29 protein-coding genes are annotated in these 17,446 nt (G+C 39.7%); 24 read left to right on the top strand and 5 right to left on the bottom strand.

Going from position 1 to position 17,446, the window contains the following annotated elements; all coding sequences use genetic code 11:
• From QQK05_RS07820 to QQK05_RS07780, 9 genes are all read left to right on the top strand, one after another.
• Window positions 1–483, top strand: coding sequence for a hypothetical protein (locus QQK05_RS07820; protein WP_284297319.1), 483 nt, complete (start codon window positions 1–3; stop codon window positions 481–483).
• 133 nt (window positions 484–616) lie between these two features.
• Complete coding sequence (locus QQK05_RS07815; RefSeq protein ID WP_284297318.1) at window positions 617–856, top strand: hypothetical protein; 240 nt, start codon at window positions 617–619, stop codon at window positions 854–856.
• Window positions 857–986: 130 nt separating this feature from the next.
• Window positions 987–1,364 (top strand): VOC family protein, encoded by a 378-nt coding sequence (locus QQK05_RS07810; protein WP_284297316.1) that lies wholly within the window; start codon window positions 987–989, stop codon window positions 1,362–1,364.
• Window positions 1,361–1,690: a hypothetical protein gene (locus tag QQK05_RS07805; RefSeq protein ID WP_284297314.1), complete on the top strand. Its 330-nt coding sequence runs from the start codon at window positions 1,361–1,363 to the stop codon at window positions 1,688–1,690. Before QQK05_RS07810 ends, QQK05_RS07805 begins: the two co-directional genes overlap by 4 nt.
• A gap of 112 nt (window positions 1,691–1,802) precedes the next feature.
• A complete protein-coding gene (locus tag QQK05_RS07800; RefSeq protein ID WP_284297312.1) occupies window positions 1,803–2,153 on the top strand; it encodes a VOC family protein in 351 nt (116 codons plus the stop codon).
• A 115-nt stretch (window positions 2,154–2,268) separates the two neighbouring features.
• A complete protein-coding gene (locus QQK05_RS07795) occupies window positions 2,269–2,658 on the top strand; it encodes a DUF4345 domain-containing protein (RefSeq protein ID WP_284297310.1) in 390 nt (129 codons plus the stop codon).
• A 79-nt stretch (window positions 2,659–2,737) separates the two neighbouring features.
• The gene (locus QQK05_RS07790; protein WP_284297308.1) at window positions 2,738–3,094 is read left to right on the top strand and encodes a VOC family protein; all 357 of its coding nucleotides are present in this window, start codon (window positions 2,738–2,740) and stop codon (window positions 3,092–3,094) included.
• 74 nt (window positions 3,095–3,168) lie between these two features.
• On the top strand, window positions 3,169–3,954 hold the full coding sequence (locus QQK05_RS07785) for a PhzF family phenazine biosynthesis protein (protein ID WP_284297306.1): 786 nt from the start codon (window positions 3,169–3,171) through the stop codon (window positions 3,952–3,954).
• A gap of 119 nt (window positions 3,955–4,073) precedes the next feature.
• On the top strand, window positions 4,074–4,970 hold the full coding sequence (locus QQK05_RS07780) for a DMT family transporter (protein ID WP_284297304.1): 897 nt from the start codon (window positions 4,074–4,076) through the stop codon (window positions 4,968–4,970).
• A 117-nt stretch (window positions 4,971–5,087) separates the two neighbouring features.
• Here QQK05_RS07780 and QQK05_RS07775 read toward each other — a convergent pair whose 3' ends face one another.
• Window positions 5,088–5,870 (bottom strand): DUF2189 domain-containing protein, encoded by a 783-nt coding sequence (locus QQK05_RS07775; protein WP_284297302.1) that lies wholly within the window; start codon window positions 5,868–5,870, stop codon window positions 5,088–5,090.
• Window positions 5,871–5,936: 66 nt separating this feature from the next.
• Window positions 5,937–6,446: a hypothetical protein gene (locus tag QQK05_RS07770; protein ID WP_284297300.1), complete on the bottom strand. Its 510-nt coding sequence runs from the start codon at window positions 6,444–6,446 to the stop codon at window positions 5,937–5,939.
• 381 nt (window positions 6,447–6,827) lie between these two features.
• On the opposite strand from QQK05_RS07770, the gene QQK05_RS07765 reads away from it, so the two are divergent.
• The 4 genes from QQK05_RS07765 to QQK05_RS07750 are packed head-to-tail and all read left to right on the top strand — an operon-like array spanning window position 6,828 to window position 8,898.
• Window positions 6,828–7,544, top strand: a complete 717-nt coding sequence (locus QQK05_RS07765; protein ID WP_284297298.1) for a CPBP family intramembrane glutamic endopeptidase — start codon at window positions 6,828–6,830, stop codon at window positions 7,542–7,544.
• A 33-nt stretch (window positions 7,545–7,577) separates the two neighbouring features.
• On the top strand, window positions 7,578–7,961 hold the full coding sequence (locus QQK05_RS07760; protein WP_284297296.1) for a VOC family protein: 384 nt from the start codon (window positions 7,578–7,580) through the stop codon (window positions 7,959–7,961).
• A 40-nt stretch (window positions 7,962–8,001) separates the two neighbouring features.
• Entirely contained in the window at window positions 8,002–8,457 is a 456-nt protein-coding gene (locus tag QQK05_RS07755; RefSeq protein ID WP_284297292.1) for a GNAT family N-acetyltransferase, read from the top strand.
• Between the two features lie 45 nt (window positions 8,458–8,502).
• Window positions 8,503–8,898, top strand: coding sequence for a hypothetical protein (locus QQK05_RS07750; protein WP_284297290.1), 396 nt, complete (start codon window positions 8,503–8,505; stop codon window positions 8,896–8,898).
• 85 nt (window positions 8,899–8,983) lie between these two features.
• On the opposite strand, the gene QQK05_RS07745 is transcribed toward QQK05_RS07750, so the two are convergent.
• The gene (locus tag QQK05_RS07745) at window positions 8,984–9,757 is read right to left on the bottom strand and encodes an SDR family NAD(P)-dependent oxidoreductase (RefSeq protein ID WP_284297288.1); all 774 of its coding nucleotides are present in this window, start codon (window positions 9,755–9,757) and stop codon (window positions 8,984–8,986) included.
• A 106-nt stretch (window positions 9,758–9,863) separates the two neighbouring features.
• Between QQK05_RS07745 and QQK05_RS07740 the strand changes: the two genes are divergently transcribed.
• The 9 genes from QQK05_RS07740 (at window position 9,864) to QQK05_RS07700 (ending at window position 14,111) form a co-directional block, all read left to right on the top strand.
• Complete coding sequence (locus QQK05_RS07740) at window positions 9,864–10,205, top strand: winged helix-turn-helix transcriptional regulator (RefSeq protein WP_284297286.1); 342 nt, start codon at window positions 9,864–9,866, stop codon at window positions 10,203–10,205.
• 156 nt (window positions 10,206–10,361) lie between these two features.
• A complete protein-coding gene (locus QQK05_RS07735; protein ID WP_284297284.1) occupies window positions 10,362–10,523 on the top strand; it encodes a hypothetical protein in 162 nt (53 codons plus the stop codon).
• A gap of 115 nt (window positions 10,524–10,638) precedes the next feature.
• Window positions 10,639–11,478: a sulfurtransferase gene (locus tag QQK05_RS07730; protein ID WP_284297282.1), complete on the top strand. Its 840-nt coding sequence runs from the start codon at window positions 10,639–10,641 to the stop codon at window positions 11,476–11,478.
• A 32-nt stretch (window positions 11,479–11,510) separates the two neighbouring features.
• On the top strand, window positions 11,511–11,876 hold the full coding sequence (locus QQK05_RS07725; protein ID WP_284297280.1) for a cupin domain-containing protein: 366 nt from the start codon (window positions 11,511–11,513) through the stop codon (window positions 11,874–11,876).
• Window positions 11,877–11,903: 27 nt separating this feature from the next.
• Window positions 11,904–12,326 carry a GNAT family N-acetyltransferase gene (locus tag QQK05_RS07720; protein ID WP_284297279.1) on the top strand — a complete coding sequence of 141 codons (423 nt, stop codon included), beginning with the start codon at window positions 11,904–11,906 and terminating at the stop codon, window positions 12,324–12,326.
• A 101-nt stretch (window positions 12,327–12,427) separates the two neighbouring features.
• The gene (locus QQK05_RS07715) at window positions 12,428–13,018 is read left to right on the top strand and encodes a LysE family translocator (protein ID WP_284297277.1); all 591 of its coding nucleotides are present in this window, start codon (window positions 12,428–12,430) and stop codon (window positions 13,016–13,018) included.
• Between the two features lie 30 nt (window positions 13,019–13,048).
• Window positions 13,049–13,201: a hypothetical protein gene (locus QQK05_RS07710; protein WP_284297275.1), complete on the top strand. Its 153-nt coding sequence runs from the start codon at window positions 13,049–13,051 to the stop codon at window positions 13,199–13,201.
• Window positions 13,202–13,308: 107 nt separating this feature from the next.
• The gene (locus QQK05_RS07705; RefSeq protein WP_284297273.1) at window positions 13,309–13,794 is read left to right on the top strand and encodes a GNAT family N-acetyltransferase; all 486 of its coding nucleotides are present in this window, start codon (window positions 13,309–13,311) and stop codon (window positions 13,792–13,794) included.
• Between the two features lie 122 nt (window positions 13,795–13,916).
• A complete protein-coding gene (locus tag QQK05_RS07700) occupies window positions 13,917–14,111 on the top strand; it encodes a hypothetical protein (RefSeq protein ID WP_284297271.1) in 195 nt (64 codons plus the stop codon).
• 37 nt (window positions 14,112–14,148) lie between these two features.
• Here QQK05_RS07700 and QQK05_RS07695 read toward each other — a convergent pair whose 3' ends face one another.
• The gene (locus QQK05_RS07695) at window positions 14,149–15,591 is read right to left on the bottom strand and encodes an NAD(P)-binding protein (protein ID WP_284297269.1); all 1,443 of its coding nucleotides are present in this window, start codon (window positions 15,589–15,591) and stop codon (window positions 14,149–14,151) included.
• A gap of 46 nt (window positions 15,592–15,637) precedes the next feature.
• Window positions 15,638–16,336 (bottom strand): phosphoglycolate phosphatase, encoded by a 699-nt coding sequence (locus QQK05_RS07690; RefSeq protein ID WP_284297267.1) that lies wholly within the window; start codon window positions 16,334–16,336, stop codon window positions 15,638–15,640.
• Between the two features lie 266 nt (window positions 16,337–16,602).
• On the opposite strand from QQK05_RS07690, the gene QQK05_RS07685 reads away from it, so the two are divergent.
• Both QQK05_RS07685 and QQK05_RS07680 read left to right on the top strand, forming a co-directional pair.
• Complete coding sequence (locus QQK05_RS07685) at window positions 16,603–17,085, top strand: helix-turn-helix domain-containing protein (RefSeq protein ID WP_284297265.1); 483 nt, start codon at window positions 16,603–16,605, stop codon at window positions 17,083–17,085.
• 47 nt (window positions 17,086–17,132) lie between these two features.
• Window positions 17,133–17,441 (top strand): DUF1272 domain-containing protein, encoded by a 309-nt coding sequence (locus QQK05_RS07680; protein WP_284297263.1) that lies wholly within the window; start codon window positions 17,133–17,135, stop codon window positions 17,439–17,441.
• Window positions 17,442–17,446 lie beyond the last annotated feature (5 nt).

Below are 17,446 nucleotides of genomic sequence, written 5' to 3'. Positions count from 1 at the left end.
TTGAACGTATATTTTGAAAGTCTAATTGAAGCGAATGTTGATATGTTTATCCCTCATGTCGGCTTCCTTATTTTTATTATCGCATTTTATAAGTTTTCTCCTTTGTTTAACGCTATTAGCGACACCTTAAACGTTAAAAAGCAAAAGCTACTTGTAGCGCTTTTGTTACTTTTTATTTTTGAACTACTCGTCGGGATTGTAAATTTTGTTAAGCTTTCTCATTACGAGAATATGATTAAGCGAAATGAACTGCTTTTCATTGAAGGCTGCATTGAAAACTACCAATCTACGCTTGGTAATAGCAGAGGGGAGTCTTTTGAAATTAAAGGTGTGAGATTCAATTACAACAACTTCGCTACGGCAAAGCACTTTTTTGCCAATAGAAAGTACGGGGATAACTTTATTAAAAATAATCAATGCGTTAATGTGTACTATATCTCTGAAAACTCTCAAAATCATATCGTTAAAATTGAAAGTCTGTAAAAATATGGCTAACAAGCCATTTACGCGCGGAACTGCTAAAGCTTGGCTTGGCTCGGTTCCGCTCTTATTCACAAATTTTGCCAAGCTATTATTAGCCGCTTTTTAGGGATTAGGCTATTTATAAGGAAGTAATATGAGTCTGTTAGAAGACACTAGTAACCGTCATGAAGAAGCTTTACATGGTACAAAACCGAGAAATACTTTTCTTGAAGCTTTTATTGTTATCATTTTTATATCTTCACAAACTATAGAAAGTTCTACGTTGAACATAATCTTGGGGCTTAGTATCTTTTACTACATTCATACTAGGTTAGCGATTACAGATAAAAAGATCGAAGAATTATCCAAAACTGTTAACCGAAACGAACAATAACAAACTAAATAAGCGCATAGCTTTTAATACTTGGCAATGTTTCGCTATGCGACACAAGTTTAACCAAACTTATTCCTGATTCTTTTTGGGGCGTTAGAGCGCTTATGAAGCTTTTAGAAGGGGAGAGAGCATGTTTGATCACGTAGTTTTTGGCGTTCGTGATTATGAAAAGTCCAAGGAGTTTTATCTCAGGGTCTTGCAGCCGATCGACATTGCAGTAGTTTCAGAGAATGAACTTGGTATTGAGATGAGCTCAGATGGTAAATCATCTCTGTGTATTCGCCGTGTACCTGAAGAAAATCCAGCGCATCTTCACCTTGCTTTTGTAGCTTCAAATCGAGAGCAAGTTAAAAATTTTCACCGGATCGCGTTAGAAATAGGTGCTCTGGATAATGGTGCTCCAGGGATACGACCAAACTACAGTGGTCAATACTACGCAGCCTATGTAATCGATCCTGATGGTCATAATATAGAAATGGTGTGTCATGAGGATGCTAGGATGATATGAAGACTCTAATTGCAATTTCACTCTTGAGCTTAATTACTGCTTGCGGTGTGCAACCAGTTAACATTGTAGGCTATGGCAAAAAGCTTGATGACGCCGTTGATGAAAGTTGTTTCAATAAAGAGTTTGAAAAGTATCAAGCTTCAACCAATTACCTACTTTCTGTAGACGTTGAAAAAGAAGCGGGAAAAATTACTTACTATAAGTTAACGATTGATGGCACCGAGACAGATGAAACTGATGACATATTTACACCTAAGTCTTTTCAACAGTCTAAGGTATTCATGGGAAACTTAATTAAAGCGTGTTCTGTAAAAATAGGCACATAACGAGTTAATTAAGCGAGGGGCCACTGTAGCTTGGCTCAGCTTCTCTTCGCTTTAAATATGAACAAACCTGTTTTAGTCGCTGTTCAAGATATTGGTTACCAAGGAGAATTATGTGCAAGTAGACGATATTAGGGTTTTTATTCCAAGTAAAGACTACGAAACGAGTCAATCGTTTTACCAAGCACTGGGTTTTAAAATGGATTATGTCTCTGAAGACCTCTCGTTATTTGAAAATGGCGATTGTTTCTTCTTTTTACAACGATTTTATAACCATGACTTGGCAAATAACTTGGTGCTGCAATTGTCAGTGCTGGATATTAATGAAGCATATGAACGTATAGCAAGCTTGGAAGGTTTTGATTTTAAATATAATCCGATTCAACAAGAACGTTGGGGTAAAGTTATTTTTCTTTGGGGACCTTCAGGTGAGTTTTGGCAAATCACAGAGTTTGCTGGCAGGTAATAAATGGTTTAGTAAGGCACATAGCACTTGGTATATGAGCCTTTGCATCTCATTAGTAAACTGAAATGTGCCATATGTAGGTGTTAGGTTACTCTAGCAAGCAAGGGGAGAAGGTGTGTCGAAATTGTTCGTTTATTTAACTGCGTTATTCTTTTTGGTGTATGGAGCACTATTTCTTGTATTCCCTATTGAAATGGCAAACTGGGTGACAGGTGCTAACCCAGATCCTAACTCAGCTACAATTGATTTTAGGGCAACCTATGGTGGTGCTCAGTTTGCTATAGGTTTTATATTAATATTCGTACTGCACTATAAGAAAAACGTAGATTTAGCGTTAATTATTGTTGCGATTACGCTGTTATCTATGGCGTTAGGCCGTCTTGTTGGTATTTTGATTGACGGTCAACCTAATACGCTCATGTATTTGTATTTCGTGGCGGAGATTGTGTTTGGCTTATTGGCAATATATCTTTATCAGTCGGTGGCTTCGAAATCTAACGAATAACGATACGATAATAGTTCATACCATGTTAATGCGTTGTGTCAGCGTAAATTGGGTCTGGAGATAGATACGGGAGATAGTTATGGCAGAAAATACCAGTGTTCATTATTTAGAAGTGGTTGCAAAAGAGGTAGACGAGATCTGCGATTCATATGCGAATGCATTAGGGGTAACATTTAGTGACGCGATCCCAGCACTCGGTAACGCGAGAACGGCGATATTATCTCATGGTGAAATGTTAGGAATTCGTGCGCCAATGCACGCTGCTGAAGAGCCAACAACTCGACCATATTACTTAGTTGATGATATTCACGATGCCGTGCGAAAAGCTGAAGAGTCAGGTGCGCAGGTTGCCGTACCACCGATGGAAATTCCCGGTCACGGCACCTGTGCGGTCGTTATGTATGGCTCAATTCAAAGTGGCTTTTGGCAAATCTAATTAATAAAGTCACCTGTAAATAGCCATTCTATGTAGCTAAGGTGTTTAAAATAACGATGGAGTAGTTTTGTTTAATGGAAATTAATATTTTTCAAGTTGATGCCTTTGCTAGTAAAACCTTCGAAGGAAATCCTGCAGCCGTTTGCCCGCTGAAAGAATGGCTTAGTGATGATTTACTTCAAAAAATAGCCGAAGAAAATAACCTGTCAGAAACTGCATTTTTCGTCGAAGAGGGGGAAGGTTATGCGTTGCGCTGGTTCACGCCCGAAGATGAAGTTGATCTTTGTGGTCATGCGACCTTAGCAACTGCACATGTTTTGTTTAAGCATTTAGGCTATAACAAAGCGTCGATTTCATTTTATACCAAAAGTGGCGAGCTGGAAGTGACTAGGTCGAGCGCGGGCTACAGTATGAGCTTTCCTGCGAGTGAACTTAATGCCATTGAACCACCTGCAATACTAGCAGAAGCCCTAGGTATTGTGCCGGTTAAGACGTCGGCGGCCTTTGACTATATTGTTGAGCTAGAAAGTGAACTTCAGGTTCAATCGCTATCTCCTGATTTTGTTAAGCTTCAAGCCTTGGATTTAAGGGGCGTAGTCGTTACTGCTGCGGGTAAAGATACAGATTTTGTAAGCCGTTGCTTCTTTCCTAAACTAAGAGTTAATGAAGACCCTGTAACAGGCTCTGCGCATTGCGAACTTGCACCATATTGGGCCAAGAAGTTAAACCGTAATAAGCTTGTTGGTAAGCAGTTATCGCAAAGGACTGGATTAGTGCAATGTGAAGTAATAGAGGATAGGGTTATCCTGTCGGGCAGTGCTGTCGACTACATGTCTGGCATTGTGACTATCAAACTATAAGACGAAATCAAATACGTACAAGGACCAAACCAGTTGGCTTGTTTGCTTACGTCACTAATGTACAACAAGTATTAATCAGCTTTTCAATCGACGCTATTTTCTATGAGTAAAATTCACTAATGCAAACTGTAATTTGGATGATTGGCGCACTAATGTCATTTAGCCTAATGGCTATCTGTGCTCGAGAGTTAAGTGGTGAAATTGCCATTCATCAAACATTGTTTTTTAGAAGTGCTCTCGGTCTGGTTGTTATCTTTCTTATCTTCCGAGCTTCAAGTGAACGGATTAAACTTAGCACCAATAGGCTAGGCCTTCATACTATCAGAAATGTATTCCACTTTGTCGGGCAATACGGCTGGTTTGTAGGTATAGGGTTGCTGCCTTTGGCAGAAGTCTTTGCGTTGGAGTTTACCGTGCCTATATGGACGCTTATTGTTGCATCATTGGTGCTAGGTGAAACTGTTACAGCTAGAAAAGTCATTGCAATTATTTTAGGAAGTGTGGGCGTTGGTTTTATCCTTCAGCCTGGTATTGAGATTATTGATACGGCTTCTCTAATCGTTTTAGCCGCCGCTATATGCTTTGCTGTGTCGCATGTAGCAACTAAGTCGCTGAGTACATCGGATTCCGCAACGTCTATTCTGCTTTACATGTGCTTGGTTCAACTCCCAATTGGTTTTTTTCTTTCTTTATCTAATTGGGTTTGGCCAGTTGGATTGCAGTGGCTCTGGTTACTTGTAATCGGTTTGACGGCGTTGTCAGCTCATTATTGTATGGTAAGAGCTATGCAATACGCCGAAGTAACAACCGTAGTCACGTTAGATTTTCTTAGGTTGCCACTCATCGCGCTTGTCGGTGTTTTACTTTATTCAGAGAAATTCGAACTTTCTTTAATAATTGGAGGCTTTTTCATGCTAATTGGCAATATCGTTAGTCTCAAAAATTCATCATCGAATAAGTCTGACAACGTCGCTCCATCGGTTTCTGAGCCGTCTCAGGAGAAAGTTGGCTCTTGACGTGGTTGAATAGTCAATAAAGCGATCTATAACAAAGATACCAAAACGCTCAGATACCGTTGCAGAGTTTACTTTAAAATAACGGGTATGCGCTGAGCGTTTAATTTTCAAAACAGTTTATTCGTATGAACGAGGTCGTTTGGTTTTGATAACGGCAATATATGCGTGCCAACTAGCAAAAGCCAAAATGGGCATCGTAACAATGAAACCAAACCCGAGGGTTAGGATGCTAAACCCAACTAAGCATATGATCATCAAACCCCAGCTAAACATTGCTTTAGGGTTTTTATGTACCGCTTTTAATGAGCTCACTACTGCGGTCATAATATCAACACGGCGTTCAACAACAATTTGCGGCGTAAATGCAGAAATACCGAACACAACAACAAGAAAACACGCACCTGCGATACTACCCAGTGTCAAAAAGGCCAGTAGCTCTTCGAATGTTGGGTTTGTTGCGCTAGGGTACAACACGTGAATAAGCGCCGCGACGCGAGTCCAAGCCACCATCAGTATAAAGAGTACGATCGCAAATCCCCATTCACCAACGGGGTTTCTGAACATGGATTTTAAGCTATGGCGAAAGGTTGGGGTATGTCCTTTTTCTAATTCCCAGGCGACATCGTACAACCCTGTGGCAAATGCGGGGCCAATTAGCGCAAACGCGATAGTGGCAGGAAGTATCACTAAGTGATTACTTGAACTGATCACGAATAAACAAATGGCTATCGGGATGATACTAAACAGTGCCCCGTAAGCGAGTGCAATTGCAGGTGCTCTTGCAAAGTCTTTTAATGCTAACGCGAGCCAATGAAGCGGTGAAGACGAGTCAACCACGTTACTTTCTATTACTCTGGCAAACGGTTTATTTAGGTTTTTGCTTACGTCTGTCTTAGCCATGCGTATCTCCTGTGTGCTTGCACACTCAATGCTGTTGTTAAAATCTTAGTTGTGAACTGTCCAACACTATTCGAATGGGTTAATTGTTGAACTACCTACGGCTAGGCGTTTGACGTTCGAAAATTTATTTGCAACCTGATCCACTATCGGCAATTCACTTTCCTGCGCATCAACAAAAAGAATGTGTTGATTCGAGTTGATGTAGCGCTGAAAGGGCTGAAGCTTGTAGTTGGTTTTATGCATACCAATTAGACCTGACTCCCAAGTAATAAAGCCTGTTACAAACGTAGCGACAGCAATTGATATTGTTGCGAAATGATTAATATTGAGAAAGTAGAGCGCGCTAATAATTAAGCCCGATACTAAAAGGCCTAATAACAGCCCTCTGAATAGATAGTGAAGTATGTCCAGCCTCATTAGCGAGAACACTGGCGTTAGATCATGTGTTCGAGCGTCTTCATCATTAACACCGTACACGTGAACATGGCTTTTGTTTAGCCCCATATCACGTAATTTGTGATCAAATGCCTCGGTTACGTCTATATTTTTTGATAAAAAGTAGTAACGAATCATCATAATATCCTCATAGTGAGTATGTGTATTAATACGGCACAAATTGCTATGAGATCACTTTTCGATTGATTTTTGACCATTTGTAAGGCTGAGCGATACAAATGGATAACGTGTACTCGTCATCATGCTTGTATGATTTTAATAACCAATTAAATGGTATTGCCATTGCTTGAATTTTAGTTATTAAGTGGGTTAAAGCAATCGGTTATGCGCGATGATAGCATGTAGATTAATGTGTTTTATGCAGGCATACTAGTTGTTACTTATTGGCTGCGACACCAATAGTTTACTAGTCGAATTAAGTAGCACGTCGATTGTGCTAAAAAATTTATGCTCAATATTGCCCAGTCAGTATCTAGCATTAACTGTTTAAGGAAAATACAGGTGGATATTAAGTCAAATGGAGTTGCATCAATACTAAACACAAAAAAGCCAAGTGCTTTTGTTTTTTTCATTGATCTGGTTATCTATATATCGGTCATGTTCCTTATTCGTGAAGTATACTTCTCGCAATTTAACTTCATTACTAATGGTCTGTTTTGGTCCTTTACCACTCTTTTTACGGCTGCTATTTTAGTTAGGTTGAGACAATCCTCCTGGCGAGAAATTGGTTTATTCAAACCAACAAGTTATAAAAAGGCCATATTCGCCACTATTTTCATTCTCGTATTTTCCGTACTCTCTATCGTTAGTTTTCAACTGTTGAAAAGCCAGCTAGGTTTGGACGTTGCGCCTGATATGTCAGAAGATAATGCAGCGTCAAAATTTGGTGACCTTACGGGCAATTGGCTACTATTTTTGACGATAATTCCATTTGTTTGGTTGCAGTCTGCGTTAGAGGAAATATTAGATAGAGGTTTTCTAATTAACTGGATTGAAAAGGTGCTCGCTAGCACTTGGTTTGCAACGATCATCGCTGTTTTATTACAGGCGTTAATTTTTGGCTTTAGGCATTCTTATGATATTTCCGAACGTTCAATTACCGTTGCATTAATTGGCCTTGCAATGGGCATTGGTTATGTCGCTTTTGGCAGGAATTTATGGCCGTTAATTTTTGCACATTGCCTACTTAATACAATGTCTATGATAGACAGGGTTTAATCGGAGCACTTAACATTTGCCATGGAGAGCGTAATGAAACTTAATCAAGTTACTTTGCCAGTAAAAAATATGAGTGAGGCTACCGCGTTTTATCTGACGTTGGGCTTTACTCAAATCGTTGATGCACCGCATTACGCGAGATTTGAATGCCCTGATGAAGGCTCGACATTTTCACTATCGCTGGAAACCGAGGATTTTAGTAATGGTGCTGTCATTTATTTTGAGCACGAAAACTTGGAAGAGTGGGTGCAAGCAATAGAAGCCAAAGGGATTCGTTTTATTCAGCAGCCTAAAGAAGAAAGCTATCTGTGGAAGGAAGCAATTCTTAAAGATCCTTCGGGCAATAAAATCAAATTATACTGGGCAGGCGAAAATAGGCTTAATCCACCATGGCGCGTTGAAAAACGGATTAGTTAGTTAAGCAATTTAGTTAAACAGGTTTAGGTGTTTGGTAAATATGAGATTGGTACCACCTACGGAAAATCATTTATTAGAAATGATGACGTGGTTCACTACAGAACAGTTGTTAACGGATTGGGCAGGGCCTAATTTTAGGTTTCCTTTTGATCAAATGACGTTTTGTGAAGACTTAAAACTGAAGGACCTGAATTCTTATGCCTTAGTTTCACCAAACGATGAGTTGCTAGGTTTTGGACAGTTCTATCAACGAATAGGGAAATGTCATTTAGGTCGCTTAGTGGTCAATCCATCCTGCCGTGGCCAAGGCTATGCATCCAACCTAATTACAAGCTTATGTAATTTGGGTATGCGTGAACTGAAGCTAAATCAATGTTCATTGTTTGTTTTAGCGCACAACGCAAGTGCGATGAAAGCCTATAAAAAATTTGGCTTTTGCGAAGCGATATATCCCGAGCCTATTGGCTTGGATAACTGTATTTATATGGTTAAATAGAAGGTAATCAGTAAGAACAATATAACAACAATAATAAGGATAACGATGATGAATGTAGAACAGTTAATAGGCATTACCGAACAACTTACGTTGCTTTCAGCGTTTCTTGGTGGTTTTTCTGCTACATTTCTGGCTGCTATTTTAACGACTGCGCCATCAAGTAAAATTGTTAACTGGATGATTATCTGTTCATCGTTTGCCGCTTGTTGTTTTATCATTTGTGCGGCTTCATCAATAGCCGTCGCTAATGCTCTTCAGCTGAATGTTGCAATAGATACATTAACCTTTGGAACACGCACAAGTTCTTTGTCTATGGCGTTAGGCCTGTTTTCACTGATTGCATGTATTGGTTTATCTGGTTGGTTGAGAAGTAAGAATATCGGTCTGGTTACATCTGTTTTTGCAGGCGTAACGGCAATATTATTAGCGATATTTGTGTAACCCGTTTGATTGCTATGTAAGAGTAAGTAGCAAATAAAGGCAGGAACTCATTTGTTCGTGCCTTTATTTTATTTATAGATGCTGACTAATTTCTGCCTGAGATAACGCCACCATCAACGTCCCAAATAGCACCTGTTACCCAACTTGCGTTATCTTGTAATAAGAACACGATGCTATTAGCAATATCATCAGGTGTGCCGATTCGCCCGATAGGATGAAAGCTATCAAAACCTGATAGGGCTTCATCTACCTCAGCTGGATCGATAAATGTCTCATATATTGGGGTTTTGACGACTGCAGGCGAGACGGCGTTTACCCTAATGTTATATTCAGCAAGCTCCATTGCCATGTGTTGTGTCAGTGCATGCAATCCTGCTTTGGCCATTGAATAAGCCGATGATGGCGTTGCCTTAATCGCTTGTTTTGCCCACATTGATCCGATATTTACAATTGAGCCACTACCATGCTCCTTCATATTTTGAGAGACCGCCTGACTGATGAAAAAGATGGCACGATTAAGTTTAGCGTAGATATCATAATCGTCAGCATGGTGTTCTAAATATGGTTTTGGATTGAAATATCCTGCCGCATTAACAAGAAACTTAATATGCGCATCATTAGCTTTTACTTGTTCAATAAGGCGGTCTACGTCTTGTTGTTGATAAAGATCCGCTTGGATCGTTTCTACAAGCGCGCTGTTTTCAATCATAGCTTCAAGTGCGTGTTTGGCGCTGGCTAACTTATCCGTGTTGCTTCCAACGATGATAACGTTAATATTTTGGGCAATAAGTTGTTTTGCGGTCGCTAATCCCATCCCACTTGAGCCACCAATGATTAATGCAGTGTATGAAGTTGTCATTGATTTTCTCCGAATTATGTTAAAGTTCGAAGTAAATTTATAGCGTTAAGAACGTGAAAAAAAGTAAGTACAAATTGGTAAGGTAGGTACTTATTGGTACATATTTATGAAAGATAACGAAAAAAAATATTTAAGAAAAACAGCGCCTAACGAAAGTGCGACCATGGTTGAGACGATTTATGGCTGCAAATGGTCATTGACGGTTTATCAATTGTTGGCAGATGGCATCAACAGACCTGGCGAAATGGTCCGCAGTGTCGACGGGTTAACGACAAAAGTACTCAATCAATGTTTACGTAAAAATACTCAATTTGGTATTTTAGACAAGATTTCATATAACGAAATACCACCTAGGGTTGAGTATCAGGTGACTGATTTTGGCGAAAAGTTCTTGAAAGTATTAGATGAAATTGACAAGTTGCAGGTCGAAATAGAAAAGAATCCTTAAAATGTTTTTAAAAAAGAGCGTTACAAGCTCAATCTATAAGGCAATTAGTATTATTAGAATAATTACCTTCAAAACTAGAAAAAGTGACCAATAAATAGTAAGTTAGCTATGTTTATTTGCCTGATTGCAGTCCTGTAAGGACAGATTGGAGTTAACATGGAAAGTATCCGAATAGATGGTCAATTAATAACCCCCGTTTCTGCACGTTCATATCAAGAGTTAATCAAACTCGAGCTTAATAATCATGATGTTAATCAGGCGTTTCCATACAAACCCGATACGCCTAGGTTCTCCATTTCGGTAGATGATGTTTATTAGGGGTATTACAAAGTGCTGTCTAAAAAACAGTTAGCGAATAACCAAACAAGTATCTTGAGTTTGCATAAGCAATAAATTTTTTTGTAGTGTGTATTGCCATGTTAGAGATGTATAGATGGAAAATGTAACTGTTAGTTGTCAATGGCTTGAAGAGCATTTACATGATGACAACATTGTGATTTTAGACGCAAGTATGGCGAAGGTTGTTGGTAAGACACCATTGGAATACCCGACGTTACAAGTGATACCAACGAGTTTACGATGCGATCTCGAAAAAGACTTATGTGATTTACAGTCCGAAAGCGTTAATGCTTTCCCGACAAAGCAGCAGTTTGAAACTGCGCTGGCAAAGTTTGGTATCACAAAACACAACACGGTTGTTGTGTACGACAACCAAGGCGTTTACTCATCACCTCGTGCATGGTGGATTTTTAAATCCATGGGATTTGACAATGTATGTATTCTTGATGGCGGGCTGCCACAGTGGCTAAAAGAGCATAGAGAGGTTGATACCAAGCATAAAGTTTATGCTAACGATAACAGCAATGTTTTTACCGCTACGTATCAAGCTAACAATGTTTGTCATGCTGATTATGTTTTAGGCACCATTGCTGATGAACATGTAACCGTTGTTGATGTGCGTTCACCCTCACGATTTTCAGGCATTGAGAAAGAGCCAAGGGTAGGCGTCAGGTCTGGCCATATCCCCAATGCTATTAATATTCCATTTGGCCAAGTATTAGATGGTTTTACCTTTAAAACCCCTGAAGCATTAACCACACTTTTTAACGATCGCCTTCCAGACACAACAAACCAGTTAGTCTTTACCTGTGGTTCGGGCATTACCGCATGTATTGTGTTGGCGGCTGCGCATATCACAGGTTTTACTGATTTGGTTTTGTATGACGGGTCTTGGTCTGAATGGGGCAGCAGTAACTATCCTATAGAAACCTAGAAACTTACTTGAGCTTATTTTTAGATATTGCAATGATTCGAAATTTTTTAGAAACAGATAAACAAATCCAAGAAAATGCACATGATGGTATCGGTGCGGTTGAACTGTATGAAATATGGAGCAAGTCAGACTTTTTAAGTGATTGTGACTTTATTGATAGACAAGTTATTCCACCCAATTCAACGGTTGGTTACCATAAACATGGCAACAATGAAGAAATGTATATCATCCTTGAAGGTAATGGCACCATGGTTATTGATGGCCAAGAAGTAAAAGTTACAAAGGGCGACATGATTAAAAACAAACCGTATGGTGCGCATGGCCTAACAAATGATTCAGATGCAAATATCGATCTGTTGATCATTCAGTTTAACTTAAGCAAAACCAATGAAATTTAATGAAACTAACTACGTTGATAAGTCGTCATGTTAGAAATAATAAGTACTAAAGACTTAATGTCGTCTGCTGAGTTTACACTCGATAATATGAAACCATATTATGAGATGTACGAAGTTGATTGGGGGCTATCAGATGTTTATAGGGCTACCGCAGAGCTCTCTAATTTTGACATTCTTCGTCAAGGGGAGCGTATAGGCGTTCTTCGACTGTCTTTTGATAATCAGCGGTGCCAGCTTCGAGATATTCAAATTGCCTCGGAACACCAAAGTAAAGGCTATGGCAGACAAGTGATTTTAATGGTTATTGCAATTACTAAAGAGCGGAAGCTTCAACACACCGAACTTAAGGTGTTTAAGCGCAGCCCTGCATATAAACTCTATAGAAATATGGGCTTTCAAACCGATAAAGAAGATGATCGCTTTTACTACATGAGCATCGCCGTTGATTAAGTATTTATTGTTCAATTGCATAACCGCAATAAGCCTTAAAGTCATTAAATAACATACACATCCGTCATGTTAATTGGCTGAACATCACAGGAACCTCAAATTTGTTTGAATCGTTTATCGTATTAATTACCACCACCGCATTACTGCTTGGCTCTCCAGGCCCAGCACCGTTAGCATTAGCAGCAACTGGCGCAACATTTGGCTTTAAAAGGGGGCTTCCTTTTTTAGCTGGAATCCTACTTGGCCTTAGTGTTGCTATCATTGGTGCTACAGCAGGGCTAGCTACGTTATTTGCTCAGTTTCCTGATGTACGTATGGTTTGCCAGCTTGTTGGTGGTGGTTATATCTTATTTATTGCTTATAAAATTGCTACTGCGCCTGTTGCTAATTCACAAGCGTCGGATACAGCACCAAGCTTTAAGGATGGTTTTATCTTAAATTTGTTGAATCCTAAGGCTTATGCGGCATTCTTAGCGATTTTTTCACAATTTTTATTACCATTTTCTAATACGGTTGTGGGTTACGTCAGCACCGGAATAACATGCTTGGTTGTTGCCGCTATTGTTGATTTAATCTGGCTTTTATTTGGCGGTATCTTGCGTCCTGTCTTTTCAAAACCAGTACAAGCGAGAGCGATTCGAATTGTATTTGCATTGTCTATGGTTATAGCGGTACTTTATGCTTTGCTTTAATTAAATCTTGCGCTAATTGTGGACAAAATAATGAAGAATAAAAAAACTGAAACACAAGACGAATTACCCGTGGAAAGTCAGGACAACAAGCGGAAATCTTTCGCCAAAGCAGCACTTAAAGGGGCTTTGTGTGGTGTTATGTTTATCGTAGCGGCTAAGTTTGTCAGTACCGTTATCACTTAGTTTTCGTTAAAGGATTAACACAAAGGTTTGGTTGATAAGTTTTTAGAACAGGACAGTTGTGATAAACCGCAAAAACATAGCAAGACACTATAACATAAAAGAACATTATGATTAGAGAAATGACTAAAGCCGACTTCGAAGCATTTTGGCCAACTTTTTCCTCTGTTATTCAGGCACAAGAAACTTATGCTTTTGAGCCAGATATGACGATTGAACAAGCCTATGGTCTGTGGTGTGAATCGACGTTAAAGTCGTTTATCTACGAAGAAAATAGCATCGTACTGGCAACATACTATCTTAAAGCCAATGCCATGGGACCAAGTGGCCATATTTGCAATTGTGGGTATATGGTGTCCAGCGCTGCAAGAGGAAAAGGGCTTGCACGGTTGATGTGTGAACATTCGCAGGACGTTGCATTACAACTAGGATTCGAGGCCATGCAATTTAATAGTGTGGTATCTACTAATGAAGTTGCAGTGAAACTATGGCAAAAGTTAGGTTTTAGTATCATTGGTACAATTCCAAACGCTTATTACCATGGTACATTAGGTTTAGTGGATAGCTACATAATGCACAAAGGGCTTAAACAATAGGGACTAATGTGCTTAATACAGTTGTTGCTTTAGCTTTTTCGATGAATTAAATAAAGCGAGAGTTGTGGGCTACACTATAATTTACGAAACATTGTACAGACAGATGTCAACAGGATGACACGATGAATGAAACAAGATACTCAAACCTTATTGCTTATGGTTTAGTTATAGGGCTAGTGATTGGCTTGATATTAGATATGTATCAAATCAACGTGTTTGGTGAACCAGGTTTAGCCGTGGTGTTTATGCCAGTAATTGGTTTGCTCGCTGGTGCCATATTTTCAGCGTTGAGTAGCAAGCGCTCTGAAACCGAATAAATATGGCAGGGCAATTGTTAATCTTATTTTACTCTCGTTAACCGTCTGCTCGGACGCGTCCAGCTAAGTCTTTTGGATATTTACGCTTCGTCGCAAGCAATTCTGCATGATCCTTGATATCGATCTCTGAAAGTTTCGATGTTGCAGGATGTGATTCGGCCGTAACGGCATTTAACAAACCTGATTCAACGAGCTTGTTGATAATCGTATTGGCAGCTGGCAACGCTGAAGACGCTTTGACAATTTCACATCTCGCATAGCGATCATGTTGGAAAGCAACATCTGCAACACGTAAAGTTGAGTCAACCCCCGGTATTTGTTGCGCGCCATACATTGGTGGCCCACCAACAATCGCACTTTCAAAATGAGGGATGAATTTTGCCACTTTATCGATGGCTTTTTCTGTTCTGCTATTCACTATGGCAGGATCCCAATGACGGTCTACCTTAGTGATAAACTTTTGAGGTAGTTGAGGCTGCGCACTTTCTTCCTTACTGGCTACAAGTCCATCTTCAAACAGCGTAACATCCGGTGTCATGGCGTGTATTTGAAAATAACCATTAGGATACGGTGTAAGCTGTGTCATGCCATTTTTGGTGCCACGGGTACCGTAAAATATGATTTCTGGCCACGTGTTTTGGCAGTGTGTCCATTGACTAACATAAGCGGCTTTAAATTCAACCATACGTTTAGGTAGTAGGCCGATCATGTCGTCAATAGTACCTGTTCTAAAACCACATGCATTTATTAGGTAATCTACTTCGACTGCTTGGTTGCTATCTGCTGATTCAGTTTCAATTTGCCATGTACCATTGGCGTTATCCTGGGAAACCGACTTAACGCGCGTATTTGTTAATAATTGGCAATGTTCACTTCGTTCTAACGCTAAATTAGTGATTGCTGCTAATCGAAAAGCGCTTATGCCATATTCTTGCACTAAAATGATTGGATATTTAAGCTGATCAAGATCTACATGTTGAGCAAAGTTGATCATCCATTGTTCGGGGTTAGCAGGCTCATTAGGGATGGGCAAATTAGCTATTTGCTCAAGGTCACTACGATTAAATAGCGTGTAATATTGTGATGCAGGGCCCAGTACTTCGTTAGTCGGATCAACATCGATTAATTTTGCATACTCTTGCTGAAGTATGTTCAGCCTTGAAATAACGTCTTCAGGATGACCGTCATCAAGCGTTGGAACTGCAACAATAGTAGGTCGACAGTCGATTGCTTCTCGATAGAACTTTGCCGTATCAATTGACTGTTTAAGCAAATCTATACACTGTTCGTCAGAAATTTCTCGATATAAATTGCCCCCTGCATGTAGGTGGCACATAGGAGGCCCATTGACTAAATGGGGTTCCTTTTCGAAAAGCACAACTTGTGCACTTTGCTCAATGAGGCGTAACGCAATAGTGGCACCACCTATGCCACCACCGATAATACCGATGCGCAATTGTTGAGAATTATGATTCTGCATTGTGTTGATTGAAAAATTACTGCTAGAAAAAAGAAATATTGGTCAGTTAACTTACTGGTTCATCGATAGTGTCCAGTACATCGAGCAACTCTGCAAAGTCATCTAAGACCACGTTAGCACCATGGCTGTGAATATCTTCGCCATGGTTGTAGCCATAAGTTAACGCAATGCTATCCATGTTGGCTGCCACTGCTGCATGAATATCATTTTTAGAATCACCAATCATTATGCATTGAGACTCACTTACTTTCAGTTGCTCACAAACATAATGTAATTGCATTGGATCTGGCTTCCTTTTCGATAAGCTATCACCGCCTACAATCATGCTGAAGTAGGTGTTAAGACTAAGTTTTTCGAGGATAGGGCGAACAAATTGTTCTGGCTTGTTGGTCACAATAACCATTTGGTAGCCACTGTTGTGAAGTGCTGCCAACGTACTAGCGACGTTCGGGTATACAGTGGTATCAACGCAAACATTTTGTTGGTAATAGTCGAGGAACGTAGCTAGTGCTTTTTCTACGAGGTCAGCTTTTAGGTCAGCTTTGATATTGATACTACCTGATAACGCTCTTCTTGTGAGTACAGCAGCGCCGTTTCCAACCCAACTACGAATTTCATTGATCGGGTAGGTATTCATACCAAGGCTTGTCAGCATTTGGTTAACACTTAACGCTAAATCTGGGACGCTATCAATTAAGGTTCCGTCTAAATCAAAAAGCAGTACATCTTTATTGGTAAATTTCAATTTAAAGCCTATCAAATACCCTAGTAATTAGGTCGGGTATTGTAGCGGTATTCACCGGCGCTTGCTACGGTTTGCTGGTGTTTAATTTAAATTTTTATGTGCCTGATTAATTTGTAAACACTTCGGACAGTAAGCGTAGAGAAACTCGCAAATTTTGCTTGAATTAACGAATTGTCGTACATTTGTCATGCGACTGTCGCTACAGCATTATCGTTGTTTTAGTTATAGTGACGAGCAAACATATAAGGTAGTTAAGGATTTAGATTATGCCGATAAGATCGTTAAGGCAAAAACACAATTGGTCGCAGCAACAACTCGCCCAGATGAGTGGTTTGAATATTAGAACGATTCAACGTGTTGAAAAAGGCGAGAGTGTCGGACTTGAGACGATGAAGTCTTTAGCCGCAGTTTTTGAAGTGGATGTGGATGAGCTTCGAGTTAAGCGCAAGGAAGCTGAGCTTGATAACCAGCAAGCACTTAACGAGCATAAAGAAGCTGCTGAAGCTGAGGTCCGTGGAAAAAAGCAATTCTATTTCCTCTCTTCATTTTTGATACTCACCTACGTACTGTTTTTATTACCCAATTACAACCAAGGTGAAAACCTTGAGGTACTTATTTACTTGGCAGTTTGTTATTTGTTTATTATTGCTGCACACGCAGTCGTCGTTTTCCAACCTTTTGGAGAAAAATGGGAACAAAAACAAATTAAACGTACGATAGCAAGGTATCAAAAAGAAGATGAGCAATAACGATTAGCGTCTTTTTCTTAGGCTAGTATGAAGAGGATTTAGCGAATATGCTTGAATTAAAACCAAATTGTGAATGCTGTGATAAGGACTTACCTCCAGATTCAACGGAAGCGATGATTTGCACGTATGAGTGCACGTTTTGTAGACCCTGTGTAGAAACTGTACTCAACAATGTTTGCCCCAATTGTGGCGGTGGGTTATGTCAAAGGCCTATTCGGCCAAAAGTAGCTAGACGAGAGGGCGTGAGCCTCGCTCATCAACCAGCATCAACAAGTAGGGTGACAACCAAATATAGCGTTGAAGAGATCAAAGCATTTTCGGCAAAGATAAGTAATACAAAGCCCTGTGAACGATAACAAAA

It is taken from the genome of Thalassotalea loyana, from assembly GCF_030161435.1.
Classification (GTDB): Bacteria; Pseudomonadota; Gammaproteobacteria; order Enterobacterales; family Alteromonadaceae; genus Thalassotalea_G; species Thalassotalea_G loyana.
Note: the sequence above shows the minus strand (reverse complement) of the source record. Positions and strands in the feature narration are given on the sequence as shown.